This is a genomic window from Streptomyces sodiiphilus, from assembly GCF_039529215.1.
Taxonomy (GTDB): Bacteria; Actinomycetota; Actinomycetes; order Streptomycetales; family Streptomycetaceae; genus Streptomyces; species Streptomyces sodiiphilus.
This window is the reverse complement of record NZ_BAAAMJ010000002.1, coordinates 1-14,636: the sequence shown is the minus strand read 5'-3', so window position 1 is coordinate 14,636 and position 14,636 is coordinate 1. Positions and strand designations below refer to the sequence as shown.

The 14,636-nt window shown below is 68.2% G+C and carries 9 protein-coding genes; 6 read left to right on the top strand and 3 right to left on the bottom strand.

The genetic code is table 11. The annotated features are described in order from the left end of the window. The first annotated feature begins 8 nt into the window (after positions 1–8). The 4 genes from ABD299_RS00850 to ABD299_RS00835 all read left to right on the top strand — a co-directional run bounded on the left by ABD299_RS00850 (position 9) and on the right by ABD299_RS00835 (position 9,484). Positions 9–2,972, top strand: coding sequence for a DEAD/DEAH box helicase (locus tag ABD299_RS00850; protein ID WP_344257958.1), 2,964 nt, complete (start codon positions 9–11; stop codon positions 2,970–2,972). After that, a complete protein-coding gene (locus ABD299_RS00845; RefSeq protein ID WP_344257957.1) occupies positions 2,972–7,063 on the top strand; it encodes an Eco57I restriction-modification methylase domain-containing protein in 4,092 nt (1,363 codons plus the stop codon). The genes ABD299_RS00850 and ABD299_RS00845 overlap by 1 nt, the downstream gene beginning before the upstream one ends. A gap of 72 nt (positions 7,064–7,135) precedes the next feature. Continuing rightward, positions 7,136–7,666 (top strand): hypothetical protein, encoded by a 531-nt coding sequence (locus ABD299_RS00840; protein ID WP_344257955.1) that lies wholly within the window; start codon positions 7,136–7,138, stop codon positions 7,664–7,666. 171 nt (positions 7,667–7,837) lie between these two features. After that, positions 7,838–9,484 (top strand): hypothetical protein, encoded by a 1,647-nt coding sequence (locus ABD299_RS00835; protein ID WP_344257954.1) that lies wholly within the window; start codon positions 7,838–7,840, stop codon positions 9,482–9,484. A 103-nt stretch (positions 9,485–9,587) separates the two neighbouring features. Here ABD299_RS00835 and ABD299_RS00830 read toward each other — a convergent pair whose 3' ends face one another. Together ABD299_RS00830 and ABD299_RS00825 are read right to left on the bottom strand one after the other, a co-directional pair. After that, positions 9,588–9,779 carry a DUF397 domain-containing protein gene (locus ABD299_RS00830; protein ID WP_344257952.1) on the bottom strand — a complete coding sequence of 64 codons (192 nt, stop codon included), beginning with the start codon at positions 9,777–9,779 and terminating at the stop codon, positions 9,588–9,590. After that, positions 9,776–10,657 carry a helix-turn-helix domain-containing protein gene (locus ABD299_RS00825; protein ID WP_344257951.1) on the bottom strand — a complete coding sequence of 294 codons (882 nt, stop codon included), beginning with the start codon at positions 10,655–10,657 and terminating at the stop codon, positions 9,776–9,778. Before ABD299_RS00825 ends, ABD299_RS00830 begins: the two co-directional genes overlap by 4 nt. Positions 10,658–10,828: 171 nt before the next feature. Between ABD299_RS00825 and ABD299_RS00820 the strand changes: the two genes are divergently transcribed. Together ABD299_RS00820 and ABD299_RS00815 are read left to right on the top strand one after the other, a co-directional pair. Next, positions 10,829–11,281, top strand: coding sequence for an ATP-binding protein (locus tag ABD299_RS00820; protein WP_344257949.1), 453 nt, complete (start codon positions 10,829–10,831; stop codon positions 11,279–11,281). Between the two features lie 455 nt (positions 11,282–11,736). Then, entirely contained in the window at positions 11,737–11,865 is a 129-nt protein-coding gene (locus ABD299_RS00815) for a hypothetical protein (RefSeq protein ID WP_344257947.1), read from the top strand. A gap of 231 nt (positions 11,866–12,096) precedes the next feature. Here ABD299_RS00815 and ABD299_RS00810 read toward each other — a convergent pair whose 3' ends face one another. Further along, a complete protein-coding gene (locus ABD299_RS00810) occupies positions 12,097–13,338 on the bottom strand; it encodes a S8 family serine peptidase (protein WP_344257946.1) in 1,242 nt (413 codons plus the stop codon). Positions 13,339–14,636 lie beyond the last annotated feature (1,298 nt).

Genomic DNA, 14,636 nt, shown 5'->3' with positions numbered 1-14,636 from the left:
GACATCCCATGAGCCTCACCTACTCAGCCGGCTCGCTGGTCGCCGCCCGTGGCCGGGAATGGGTGGTGCTGCCCGAGAGCGCCCCCGACATGCTGGTGCTGCGCCCGCTGGGCGGCAGCGAGGACGACATCGCGGCCGTCTTCCCGTCCTTCGAGAACGTGCGGCCCGCCGAGTTCGCCCCGCCCGCCCCGGCCGACCTGGGCGACCAGCGCGCCGCCGGCCTGCTGCGCACCGCGCTGCGCATCGGGTTCCGCTCGGGCGCCGGCCCGTTCCGCTCACTGGCGTCGATCGCCGTGGAGCCCCGCGCCTACCAGCTCGTGCCGCTGCTCATGGCGCTGCGGCAGCGCACCGTGCGCCTGCTGATATCGGACGACGTCGGCATCGGAAAGACGGTCGAGGCCGGCCTGATCGCCACCGAGCTGCTCGCCCAGGGGGAGGCGGTCCGGCTGGCCGTGCTGTGCTCCCCGGCGCTGGCCGAGCAGTGGCAGGCGGAGCTGCGGGAGAAGTTCGGCATCGACGCCGAACTGGTCCTGGCCTCCACGGTGTCGCGCCTGGAGCGCGACCTGGAACTGGGCCAGTCCCTGTTCGACAAGCACCCCTTCACCATCATCTCCACGGACTTCATCAAGTCGGCCCGCCACCGCGAGGACTTCGTGCGGCACTGCCCCGATCTGGTGATCGTCGACGAGGCCCACACGTGCGTGGCCGCCGACGACCCCGGGAAGGGCGCCGCGTCCTCCGCCTCGAACCAGCTGCGCCACGAGCTGCTGCGCAGGATCTCCGCCGACACCGGCCGCCACCTGATACTGCTGACCGCGACCCCGCACTCCGGCAAGGAGTCCGCGTTCCGCAACCTGCTCGGCCTGGTGCGGCCCGAGCTGGCCACGGTGGACCTGGAGTCACCGGCCGGGCGGGCGAAGCTGGCCGAGCACTTCGTGGCCCGCAAGCGCGCCGACGTCCGCGACTACCTCACCCGGGAGGACGGCCTGGCCGACGACTCCCTGGCCGAACGGACCGCCTTCCCCTCCGACCGCTGGACGAAGGACGAGCCGTACAAGCTGACCCCCGCCTACCGGGCGCTGCTCGACGACGCAATCGCCTACGCCAGGGACCGCGTCGAGGCGGCCGGCGAGCAGGGCCGGCGCGAGGCCCGCATCGCCTGGTGGTCGGTGATCGCGCTGCTGCGCTCGATGGTGTCCTCCCCGGCGGCGGCCGCCCAGACCCTGCGGACCCGCTCCGAGTCCGCCGTCGCCCGCACCGCGCACGAGGCCGACGTGCTGGGAGCCCCGGTGGCCGCCGACTCCGCGGAGAACGACCGGCTGGAGGGCATGGACGTCGCTCCGGGCGCCGCCGAGACGGAGAACGCCGGCGCCCGGCTGCTCGAACTGGCCGAGCGCGCCGGGCAGCTCGCCGGCCCGGCCGGTGACGCCAAGCTGAAGGCCCTCACCAGGCACCTCAAGAAGCTGCTCGCCGACGGCTACCACCCGATCGTCTTCTGCCGCTACATCCCCACCGCCGAATACCTGGCCGACCAGCTCGAAGGCAAGCTCGGCCGGAGGACGAGGATCGCCGCGGTGACCGGCACCCTCTCCCCGCAGCAGCGCCTGGAGCGCATCGAGCAGCTCGCCGCCGCCTCCGCCGGGGAGGCCGGCGACCCGGGCGTCCGCCATGTGCTGATCGCCACCGACTGCCTGTCGGAGGGCGTCAACCTCCAGCATCACTTCGACGCCGTCGTCCACTACGACCTGGCCTGGAACCCGACCCGCCACGACCAGCGCGAGGGCCGCGTCGACCGCTACGGGCAAAAGCGCGACCAGGTGCGCGTCATCACCATGTACGGCGAGGACAACGGCATCGACGGCAAGGTCCTGGAGGTGCTGTTCGCCAAGCACCGGCAGATCAAGAAGGACCTGGGCATCTCCGTGTCGGTGCCCGACGAGACCGCCTCGGGCGTCACCGACGCCGTGGTGGAGTGGCTGCTCCTGCACGGACGCCAGGGCAGCCAGGAAAGCCTGTTCGACGTCGGTGACCACCAGGGGTCCTTCGACCGCGTCGAGCGGGAGTGGAACTCGGCCGCCGAGCGGGAGAAGACCTCCCGCTCCAAGTACGCCCAGCGCGCCATCCACCCGGAGGAGGTGGCCCGTGAGGTCGCCGCCGTCCGGGCGGCGCTCGGCGGCTCCGACGAGGTCCGCGACTTCGCTCTGGAGGCGCTGCGCGACCTGGACGCCCTGGTCCGCGACCCGCGCGACGGCACCGGCGACTTCACCGCCCAGGTCGGCGGCACCCCGGCGGGCCTGCGGGACGCCCTGGCCGCCACCCTCGGCGGCCGGCTCGTCGAGGAGGACCGCCAGGTCCCGTTCCGTACCACCCCGGCGATCGCCCGCGGCGAGGCCGCCCTGGTCCGCACCGACCCGGTGATCGGCGCCCTCGCCTCCTACGTCCTGGACTCGGCGCTGGACGAGAACACCCTCGGCCCCCGCCCGGCCCGCCGCTGCGGAGTGGTCACCACGGACGCGGTCACCGTCCGCACCACCCTCCTCCTGGTCCGCTACCGCTTCCACCTCACCCTCCCGTCCCGCACCGGCGAGCGGCAGCTGGTCGCCGAGGACGCCCGCCTGCTCGCCTACGAGGGCGTACCGGCCCGCGCCCGCTGGCTCGACGACGAGGCGGCCGCCGCCCTGCTCGCGGCCCGCGCCACCGCCAACACCCACGAACAGATGGCCCGCAACCAGATCACCCGGGCCCTGGACGGCCTGCCGGACCAGTCCGCCCACCTCACCGGCTACGGCACCCGCCTGGCCGCCGAACTCGACGCCAGCCACCGCCGGGTCCGCAAGGCACACGACGAGATCGTCCGCGGCCTGAAGGTCGTCCCGCAGGAGCCCGCCGACGTCCTGGGCGTGTACGTCTACCTGCCGCAGCGGCCCTCCGCCGTCCCAGCCGCCTCTACCGTGTCCGGAGCCGAAGCCTGATGTCCGCCGCCCCCCGTACCTCCCTGGCCTTCACCGCCGTCACCACGGTCGGCGGCCTGCTCCCCGCCGACATGCTGCTGCGCATCGCCGAGGCGCGGAACCTGCCGGGCACCAAGTCCGCCGACTACGGCCTGCCCGCCTCGGTGCCCGTCCGCGACGAGGCCGAGCGCGCCTGGGAATACCTCAAGCCGCTCTGGCGCGACCTGCGCGAAGCCCTGCCCCCCGATCCCGTCACGGGCAGGCCCGCCGCCGACGCCACCGGCCGGGCCGGCAGCGACTGGCTCTCCCAGCTCTTCCGCAAACTGGACTTCGGCACGCTCACCGAGGTCGGCCGGGAAGGGATGACGGCCGACTCCGACCCGGACAAGCGCTTCCCGGTCTCCCACCGGCACGGACCCGCCCTCGTCCACCTCATCCCCTGGAACCAGGAGCTCGACAAGCGCCCGGCCCCCGGCCAGGTCCCCGCGCAGTCCATGCTCCAGGACTGCCTCAACCGCACCGACGCCCACCTGTGGGCGGTGCTCTCCAACGGCCGCCGCCTGCGCCTGCTGCGCGACTCCTCGTCCTTCGCCACCTCCGCCTACGTCGACTTCGACCTCGAAGCCATCTTCGACGGCGAGCTGTTCAGCGAGTTCGTCCTGCTGTACTGCGTCCTGCACGCCTCCCGCTTCGAGGTGCCGGAGGGCGCGGCGCCGTCGGGCTGCTGGCTGGAGAAGTGGCGGACCGAGGCGGTCAACTCCGGCGCCCGCGCCCTGGACCAGCTCCGCCTGGGGGTCCAGAACGCCCTGACGGTCCTCGGCACCGGCTTCCTGCGCCACCCGGACAACGTCCGGCTCCGCGAGAACACCGACCCCAAGGCCCTCCGCGACGCGCTGCTCCGCCTGGTCTACCGCCTGCTGTTCGTCTTCGTCGCCGAGGACCGCGGCGCCCTGCTCGACCCGCGGGCCGGTGAACGGCAGCGAGCGGCCTACGACCGCTACTTCTCCTCCGCACGGTTACGCGCACGCGCCCGCCGCCGCCAGGGAACCGCCCACGGCGACCAGTACGAGGCGCTGCGCATCGTCCTGAACGCCCTCGGCACGGAAGGGGGCCGTCCCGAACTCGGCCTGCCCGGTCTCGGCGGCCTGTTCTCCCACACGGAGGCCGACGCCCCGCTGGACGGCCTGAAGCTGTCCAACGAAGCGCTGCTGACCGCCGTCCGCCACCTCGCCCAGGTGCGCGACCCCGGCGCCCGCCGCTGGCGCGCCGTCGACTACCGGCACCTGGACGCCGAGGAACTGGGCTCGGTCTACGAGTCGCTGCTGGAACTGGAACCCAAGCACTCCGCCACGGACCGTTCCTTCGAGCTGATCGAGGTCGCCGGCAACAGCCGCAAGACAACGGGGAGCTACTACACCCCGTCGTCCCTGATCGAGTGCCTGCTGGACACCACGCTCGACCCGGTGCTGGACGACGCCGTCAAGTGCGCCGAACAGCGCGCCACCCAGGCAGGCCGCCCCGACCCGGCCGACGACATCGTGGACGAACTGCTCTCCCTGACCGTCTGCGACCCGGCCTGCGGCTCCGGGCACTTCCTCGTCGCCTCGGCCCGCCGCATAGCCAAGCGCGTGGCATCCGTGCGCGAGCACAACCCGGAGCCGACGCTCGACGCGGTCCGCCACGCGCTGCACGAGGTCGTCGCCCGCTGCGTCTACGGCGTGGACCTCAACCCGATGGCCGTGGACCTGGCCAAGGTGTCGCTGTGGCTGGAGGCCCTGGAGCCGGGCAAGGCCCTCGGATTCCTCGATGCCCACATCAAGCACGGCAACGCCCTGATCGGCGCGACACCGAAGCTGCTGACAGAGGGCATTCCCAACGACGCCTTCAAGCCCATCGAGGGCGACGACAGGAAGTACGCGGCAGGGATCGTCAAGCGCAACAAGGCGCAGCGGGCAGGCCAGGACGAGCTGATCTTCGACACGGAAACCCTCCCCGGTAACGACCGCTACGCCGCCGAACTTGCCCGGATCACCACCGCCCCGGCGGACTTCCTGGAGCAGGTTCGGGCCCAGGAGTCCGACTACCTCGCTTACACACGGTCCACGACGTTCGTCCAGGACCTGCACGCCGCCGACGCGTGGTGCGCCGCGTTCGTCTGGCCCAAGCACGAGGGCGCCCCCGAGGCCCCCACCGACCAGGTGTTCCGCGCCCTGCGCAGCCGTAACCAGTCCGCCGTGCCGGAGACCACCCACGCCGAAATCATCCGCCTGCGGGACCAGTACCGCTTCTTCCACTGGCACCTGGAGTTCCCCGATGTCTTCGCCGTCCCGGAGTCGGGCGCCGGGGTCCAGCCGGGGACGGGCTGGGTCGGTGGGTTCGACGTGGTGGTGGGAAACCCGCCGTGGGAGCATCTTGAGGTCAAGGAACAGGAATTCTTCGCGGCGCGATCTCCGGAGATTTCCGAGGCTGCTGGAGCTCGCCGTAAGAAGCTCATCGATCAGCTCATCGCAGAGAATCCAGACCTCTATCACACGTACCAGAGCGCCAAGAGGGAGATCGATGGTACCCGGCATTTCGCAAGCGCCTCGGGGCTTTATCCGCTGTGCGGGCGGGGACGTATCAAGACTGACACGATCTTCGCGGAACAGGACCGTCGCCTAGGTGCACCACGCGGCCGCGTGGGTTTCATCGTTCCCACGGGCATCGCGACAGACGCAACCACGCAGTTCTTCTTCAAGGACCTGGTCCAGCGCAAGTCGCTGGCCGCGCTCTTCGACTTCGAGAACCGAAACGGGCTGTTCGCTGACGTTGATTCGCGTGTCAAGTTTAGTGTGCTGTCTCTGGTCGGCCCTGAGCGTCCTGCGCACGCCGCTCGGTTCGGATTCTTCCTCCACGACCCGACAGAACTGGATGATCCGGGAAAGACTTTCCCCCTGACTCCCGAAGAGATCATCCTCCTCAATCCCAACACTGGCACTTGTCCGGTGTTTCGCACTCGCCGCGATGCGGAGATCACGTTGGGCATCTACCGCCGCATCCTTGTGCTTGTCAATGAAGGGAAGGGCGAGACAGGTAACCCCTGGGGTGTGCGTTTCATGCAAGGTCTATTCAACATGACGAGTGACTCGCATCTATTCCGCCCATCCGCACAGAGCGGTGAAACCTTCGACGATCTCCTCAGAGAAGGGTGGCGTATCGAGGGGAACGTTCTTGTCCGTGGCGAGGAGCGTTTGCTGCCACTCTACGAGGCCAAGATGCTCCATCACTACGATCACCGTTGGGCCACATACACAGAGGACGGATCCGTCCAATACATGAACCTGATCGAAAAAGCGGATCCCAGTGTCGTTCCATTGCCCCGCTACTGGGTTCCAGAGAACGACGTCCCAACGGGGAAGTTCGACAAGAACGGCCAGGAGATAAAGGAGCCCGGTGTTACCTCACGCCTGGCCAGTAAGGGATGGAGCCGTCAGTGGCTGCTGGGCTGGCGCGACATCTGTCGGGCAACCGACGAGCGGACGTTGATAGCAGCAGCAGCCCCAGTGTGCGGGGTCGGTCACAAGTTTCTACTGGCTCTCACCTCGCAGCCAACGCTGCTCGCAGCAGCCCTCTCCTCATTTATAGTTGACTACTCTTCTCGGCAGGCAATCGGCGGCACTTCAATGAGTTATTTCGTGGTCCGGCAGCTGCCAGTACTTCCTCCGGCCCAGATCGCCCCTCACGCGCCCTTCGTAAACCCCCGCATTCTTGAGCTTGTTTACACGGCTGACAATATGGTGAGCTTTGCCCGAGATCTCGGCGACGCGAATGCTCCCTTTTGCTGGCAAGAAGACCGTCGATCCATGATGCGCGCTGAGCTTGACGCGCTCTTCTTCCACCTCTACGGAATCAAACGCGATGATGTGTCCTACATTCTCGATACCTTCCCGATCGTCAAGCGCAAGGACGAGGAGGAGTACGGTGAGTACCGCACCAAGAACCTGATCCTCGCCGAGTACGACCGTATGGCCGCCGCTGGCTTGACTCTGGAGACGCCGCTTATCGAGGGCGAGTCCGGCACTTACCGATCCACCCTCACTCCGCCCCCTGGCCAGGGACCCCGTCACGAATGAACCGGCCCCTGGGCGGCAGCACCTGTGGCCGCCCAGGGCTCGCGCCCGTCCGGCCCGAAGGAGTCAACGCCCGTGGTACGTCGAAGCCAGAGCAGCAACCCGCGACCGCTCGTCGTTCTGACCGCGGGCACTGACTGGGGTACCCGTGCCGCCAAGCAGCGGCGTGCAAGCGGGGCCGAATTCCCCATGCCTCGGAAGCAGGGAGCGAAGGTCGCGGCACTGCGGAAGACCATCAGGCTGGTGGGTACGGCTATCAAGGCTGAGCGTTGGCGTGAGGCGCGCTACCAACTGAGCCATGCCCGAGCCCTCGTCAATGCTCTTCCCGCAGCCCAGACCACCCAGGAGCGTGAGCAGCTCGCACGGCTTCGGCAGCGCTTCGCAGCCCGTGACACGCCGGCCGCCAAGGCTGCAAGGAGATCCAAGAAGACGAAGTCAACGTCCTCCGCTCGTTCGGGCAGCAAGAAGTCGGCCGCGAAGTCCACGGCGAAGAAGCGGTCCACTGCCAAGGCCATGCAGAAGCCCAAGCCCGTACCCGTCCGGGACCTGGGTGACCGCTACATCAACCGCGCTGCCCTCGGCTATGGGACCGCTGAGGAGACGTGAGGCACGCAACTGCCGCGAACGGTCAGCTGTCCGCCTCTCTCCGGTGTTGGCGGGCGGCATCTCACCAGTCAGCTCCTCGATGCGATCCATGGACGACGCCCGGCTCGACTCATTCCTGGATTACAGAGCGCACGCTGCGTCATTGACCTCCGAGAGGGGACTGCACCTCCCATGGAACCGCGCGGCTATCGAATGGTGGTTTCGACCGAGCTGGACTACGTCGGCACCTGTGCCGTCGTAGAACAACAACTCGTCGCCTGGCTACGCGACAAGGCGTACGACACTTCCGGACTGGACGAGGGGCGCACCGAGATCGCTCCTCACGCCACCCTTGACCGTGACTTCGAGTCCGGCCAGAAAGGCGCGTTCAGCCGGTGGCGGATGCGCGAGACGCCTTCCGACACTTCGGGCACCTGGCAGTCGACGCTCGTCATACGCTCTGGCTTGCCCTCGGACGAGGGCCGCACCTGGGTGCAGGTGGACATTGACCATCAGCCAGCTCGTGAGGGCGAGAGGCTCAAACGTGCCAACACTCCGAACATCGTCCGTTCCCTTCTCGAGCCGCTGAAGGCACGTGACGGATTGGCCGACGTCATCCCTGCGCCGGCATTCGTCGAGGTCGATGACGTCGACGAGCTGATCGAGGAACTGTGTGACACCGGCCGTCGGATGCCCGTCGTCGTTGCCACAATTCCGTATGGGAAGAACCCCGACGACTGGTCGCGTTCGGTTGTGGAACCACTCTTCCGGAATCTGCACGGCCTTGCGGTACTGTACGTTCTCACCCCGGAGGCACAGACCAAGTTCAACATGGCGCTGGAGTACCACCCCGTGTTCGGCGGCGGTGTCCGTACTTATGTGCCGGGACTTGATCCGGCGTGGAAGCCTGATGCGCAGCGGCACCCCGTCATGTCACGCCGGACCATCGAGGGAGGTGTGCGACGTGCCGCGTCCTTACTCGCAGCGCTTCCGCAACGGATCGCCTCACGTCAGCCATTGCCTGCCGCACTGCTCAGCGTTCCCCGCCCGCGAACGCGGCTGAGGCTCAACCCGGACAGCACTGATGTCGTCCAGCTCCGCAACGACAACGCGGCCCTCACCGCATTGCTGGACGAGGCGGAACGCGCGGAGGCGATACGGGACAACGAGATCAACGAGCTGTACGTGGAGCTCGGAAAGGCCGAGCGAGCAAGTGACGAACTGCGGGGAGAGAATGAGGAGCTGTACGACAAGTTCCAGGAGTCCCAGCGTCTCATTCGATTCCTGCGGGAGAGACTCGAAAGTGCTGGAGAGTACGCGGCTGCCTATACGCCGGGCGATGCCCCGGCCATCGCGTATCCGACGTCCTTCGCAGAACTACTTGAGCGTCTGAATGAGTTGCCCAGCATCTCGTTCACAGGAAACCCCAAGAAACTTCGTGAACTTGACAGCCAATCCGTGGACAACTGGCTCAACGTCGCCTGGGACGGATTGCTGGCTCTCAACCACTTCGCCCGAGCCTCTGCCGAGGGCGGGGCCTGTGGTGACTTCCTGAGCTGGTGCAAGTCCGACGAGTCGAGCGCCTTTCCATTCCCGGCAGCCAAGGTGGCCATGCGCGAGTCCGACACCGTCGCCAACAACAGGAAACTGCGCGGCGAGCGTCTACTTGCCGTCCCGGAGACGGTTGACCCGAGCGGCCGGGTGTTCATGCAGGCTCACTTGAAGATCGGCGGGGGCAACACCATCGCGCCACGCCTCCACTTCTACGAAGACGGCCCTCGCTCGGGCAAGGTCTACGTGGGGTATCTCGGTCCGCACCTGCGCAATACCCTCACCTGAGTACGACCGCTTCCGTTCTCCCCCTCACGGGGGTGCGGACGTGGACGTACACGGGGTGCGCCTCCCACCCCCGGTACCCCGGAGGTGGGAGGCGCCTGGTGACTCAGCGCTTCGACGCGAAGGTCACGAACGATGCCCAGCGCTCGCGGCCGACCGTGAAGGCCGGGCGGGTCACGTCCTTGGAGTCACGTACGTGGATGGCCTGTTCGGCGATCGCGACCTCCACGCAGCTGTCGCCCTCGCTGCCGCTGTAGCTGGACTTGAACCAGGCGAGTTCCGTCGTACCGCTGCTCATAGCTCTCCTCGCAGTCGCTTCAACAGGCCCCGGGATTCCTTGGGGCTCAGGGTCTGCGAGCGCAGTGTTTCATAGCGCTGACAGATCGCACTCACCTCTTTCGGGTCAGAGATCAGCCGCCCGTTCTTCTGCCCCTCCGAGTACCCGAGCCGACGCCTCTCCGGTGTCTCCACGACCTGCACCGGCCCGTCCAGGCACGCGTGCAGTTCTCCGTCCAGCGGCACCACCTGGAGCGTCACGTTGCGCGGGGCGGTGAGCTCCAGAACGTGGTCCAGCAGCTCGTGCATCGCCTCCGCGTCACCGAACTTCCGCCGGAAGACGTGCTCCTCGACGATGAAGCTGAACGGCACGGTGGGCCGATCCCGCATCATCACCTGCCGCTCCATGCGGGCGGTCAGCTGTGTCTCCATCTCCTCGTCAGTCCTCAGTGGGATGGTGCCCTCGAAGACCGCCCGTGCGTAAGCCTTCGACTGCAACAGCCCCGGCACCAGCCTGCACTCGTAGGTGCACAGACTCACTGCCTCCCGTTCCAGCCGGGCCCAGCGGCGGAACCATGCCGCCAGGCCCGGCTCGCCCCGGGTGAGGTGCCGGGCGGCCCGCCGCAGGGCGCCGGTGTTGCCGAGGGCTTCCTCCGCGCGTTCCACGAACGCCTCGTCCGGCATCCGGCGGCCCAACTCGATGGACTCCACGGTGTGCTTGGAGTACCGGACACGGACGCCGAGTTCGGCACGGGTGAGGCCCGCGTGTTCCCGCAGGGCCTGGACAACCGCTCCGAACGTGCGCAGGCTGTCCGAGGGGTGCGGTTCACGCTCCCACTCCCCGGCCGGAATTGACCGCCCGCCGATGCTCCCGGCTCCACTGTGTCCGATGATTTCCATCTGTCGCCTTCTCTCCGTACGCGTGCCGCGATGAGCTCTCGTGCCCCCGCGCCCAACCGGTCCAGAGTGACCGCGCGATCGCCGTACTGTCCACTCTGAGTGTCCGTACACTGACTCCGCGTACGGGCTTCTGGCTGGCCAACGGCCGTCGCGGCACGCCACGCTGGCGGCATGAACCACGCATTTCCGCACGTCAACGCGCCCGCCCGCTCCTTCACGCAGCTGCTGTCGGCCACGCGGCGAGGGGCCAGGCTCGCCCGGCTGCTCACCCTGAAGGAGCTGCGGTCATGGGGCGCCCCGGAAGGGCTGGCCGAGCGCGCCGAACTCGTCGTCGCGGAGCTCGCCGCGAACGCCGTGCTTCACGGCAGCCTGCCCGGCCGCGGTTTCCGGCTCACGCTCGCCTTCGACCCGTCAGACCGCCGCCTTCGCGTCGATGTCACCGACTCCCGCGGGGACCGGTGCCCCCAGACCGCTCCGGCGGGCGCCGGGACCGGCGCGCTTCCCGCCGGCGGGCGAGGGCTGTGGCTCGTCGCCGCCCTCGCCGACCACTGGGAGACCATCCCGCACCCGCCCAGCGGCAAGACCGTCCGGGCCGTGCTCTCGATGCCGGCGGCCGAAGAGTGACCCTCCGCCGTCCCGGCTCCCAGGCATCACCGGCCCGGCCAGGGCCCGCCCTCACCCCTCACCCCTCACCTCCTCGGCGGTCTCAGACCGGAGGAGAGGCGCATCGTTCGCACCACCGTCCACGTCACCGGAGCGCATCGTGACCTCACCACCCCCGAAGCCCTCTCACTGGACCACGCCCGTACGGGCCCTCAGACGCTGTGACGGCTGCGGAGACCTGATCCAGCGGGGCGACGGGCACACCTGCCCCACGCCCACCCCCATTGGCACAGCTGACCCGGCGCAGGGGAGCGACGAACCCGCGGCGGCCGGCAGCGGGGAGCCGGACTCCACCGCGGCGACGGACTCGTGAGGGCCGGAAGATGCCGCCACGGCCTTCACGGGCCGACTACCGGGGCCCGCTCGGGTGGACAACCGGTGCGTGCTGGCTGGGATGTCGTCGCACCGGGGTGGACGTGCGATGGATCGGCCCGGCCCGCTTCAACGGACCGCACGGAATCATCGACACCAAGCTGTTCGCCTGCGCGGACTGCATCGAGCGCATGCATGACCAAGCGGTCGCGGAGCTGTACTCAAGGCACTGAGCCGATCAGCCCTCCCCGGCATCGTGTGCGGCTTCGGCCGTGCCTCCTTCTCCCACGGCGGCCCGCAGCGGAACCGCGCAGGGCGGCCGATGAACTGTGTTCCGGCTCTGCCGTCCTCGGTTCCCGCCACGTGGCGGTTCAGGGCGAGAGAAGGACGCACACGTTCCAGCCGCGCTCCTGGGCGAGCCGGGCCCGCCAGCCTGGCTCCCCACCTTGCGGGCTCCCGGTCTCTCAGGCTGTCCCGGTGTCATGTCGTCGCCGCATCCACCAGGCAGCCAGCCCTCCCGCGACGATCACCACACCGGCCAGCCCGAACAGCACCGCCGGTCCTCCGATGCCCCGTTCCTCACCGTTGCTTTCCGCAGCCCGTTCCTCCGTGCCATCCCCCGCCCCCGCCGACGCACCCGCGGACTCCGTGTGCGCGTCCTCGGCAGCCCCACCGCTCTTCCCCGGCTCCTCCTGCCCTCCTGCCGAAGGCTCCGGCGTCGCTGGCGGATCCAGCGCCGCCTCGTACCGCTCGAACATCGGGTTGACGTCAGGGTCCCCGGGGTCTCCCTCGCCGTCCAGAAGCACCCGGTCCGGACGCACGGTCCCGTACCCCACATAGTGATTGCGTGGCGTCTTCGATGGCCCGTCAGCCGTCTCCATCATCACCCGCAGCACCTGGTTCTTCGTCCACTCGGGGTTCGCCGACCAGATCAACGCGGCAGAAGCCGAAGCCAACGCAGACGCGCTACTCGTACCACCTTCCCGGACACACACATCACCTGCAGGAAAGTCACACCTCAAGGAGATCTCTCTGCCAGGAGCCGCCAGCCCCACATACGACCCGTGAGCCGAGTACGGGGCGCGCTTGCCGTCACGTCCCGTCGCCGCCACTCCAATGACCCCTTCCTGAAGGGCGAGCGCGGAGTTTTTTATGTCATCGCCGCCACCATTGCCGGCGGCCACAAAAATCAACTTGCCCCGGCGTGCCGCCTTGGAAATCGCTGCATCGACCCTCTCCTGATGCCTCGTAACCCTTAGTTGATTCTCCACGGCGATGCTCAGGATCCGTGCGTCCGAGTTCGCCGCGAATTCAATAGCCTCGATGATGCTTTCCTCGATGCTCCCGAGTTCGAAGCCATCCGGCTGGTTGGCTACCCGGAGCGGAAGAATCTTTGCCTCGGGGGCAAGTCCTTGGACTCCTCCACTGGCCCCCGTCCCTGCCACCAGGGCAGCCATGGCTGTCCCATGGCCGTCATTGTCGAGCAGACCGGTTCCCTCTCCTGCGAGAAAGTCCATCCCCTCAAGGACTTGGCCGCGCAGTTCTGGCACAGTGGAGTCGACACCGGTGTCGATGATCGCGACAGTGATGCCCTGGCCTTGCGATCGCTGCCACATCTCGGCGGCCCGGAATTCTTCCAGGTACCACGCCTGGTTCAGCTCGTCGGCCGCAGCACGGTTCGGCACGGAGACCGCTACCAGGAGCAAGGACGCCAGCGCACCGAAAGCCCGTATTCCTCTCCTCACCGCTGACCTTTCTGTAGTCGTGAGAAACAGCTGAACACAGGGGGAGTCGCAATCCAGACTGCATATGATGAATGAGCCGTTCCTGGAGGCTCGCCAACAGAACTGTCTTTTCCTCGTCTGCTCTTAGTCATAGCCTCGTTCGTGGATCGGGCTCGCGGGCTCCGGCGGCTCTACTGTCCTTGGGTAGTTCCCGTGCCGTGCGGCCGTCCTGGACTTTCCGGCCTCCCGAAATGGGCGCCGTCCCCTTCCCGGCCTCCCGCCGGGAACTGTTTTTCGTCTGACCGGTCGGAGAAGGGCCGACTACCGGGCCGACATGCGGCTGTGGGCGTCGGTCCGGGCCGTTCCTATCACTGCGCCCAGGGGAACTGGGGCCGATGACTACGCCTTTCGGGATGCCACGAGCAACCTGTGAGGCCTCGGCAGACCGAGGGATTCCTCCCACCACTCCGTCCCTGCCACTGGGGTTTGCACTCCTCTTGCCTTGGCCTCCAGAAGAGCCGGATCCGGCTTGGCGCCCCACCGGTGAAGCCTGTGGTTCTCCGGGGCGGTTGGCAGGTCGTCCGGCACTGCCCTCCCCTGCACCCGGTGAAGGGCGCCCTACCAACGGGCTGCGGGCACCAGGCTGGTTCGCCGGCCCACTCGGTGGACGCGCTGCACCCGTCGGCCCTCCTGGCTGGAGGGCCCCTCCCCTGTGTCTTCCCGTCGCCGGGAGTCCCGGGGGCGTTCCTTTGGGACTCGGCGCTGCATGTGCCTGCGTTATCGGCAACGCGCCGGGGGCAGTATGCCCTCCGCCCCCCTGTCCCCCCACTCCGGTTCCTGGAATGGCGGGACCTCCTCCAACGGGCGAGGCGGGCGAGTACATGCCCTGCCCCACGGAATCCACGGACGTACCCACGCGCCCCTCGTCCACGTTCCCCTGAACTTCCAGTGCCGGCTTTCCCTGGCCTGTACCGTTCTCCGCAGGCTGCTCGCCGACCGGTTCGAACTGCCGAAACCCGGGCGGCACTGCCGATGACAAATCGGGGAAGCTGTCGTCAGGCGTAGCGGGGCCCCTGCCCGTACCTGGCAACCTTTCTCCCGGCGGTTCAGGGAACTTGGGTTCTTCCGCGCTCGTCATGCGTTGGGCGGCCACACGGTAGTTCGAGGAGAGCCGTTCCATGACACGGATGGCTTCCTGGCGGTTCTCCTCCGCGCGGGCGGCCGCCACTTCATCAAGGAAGTCCGCACCCGCGAAACCCGAACCCGCCGCCGAACCCCGG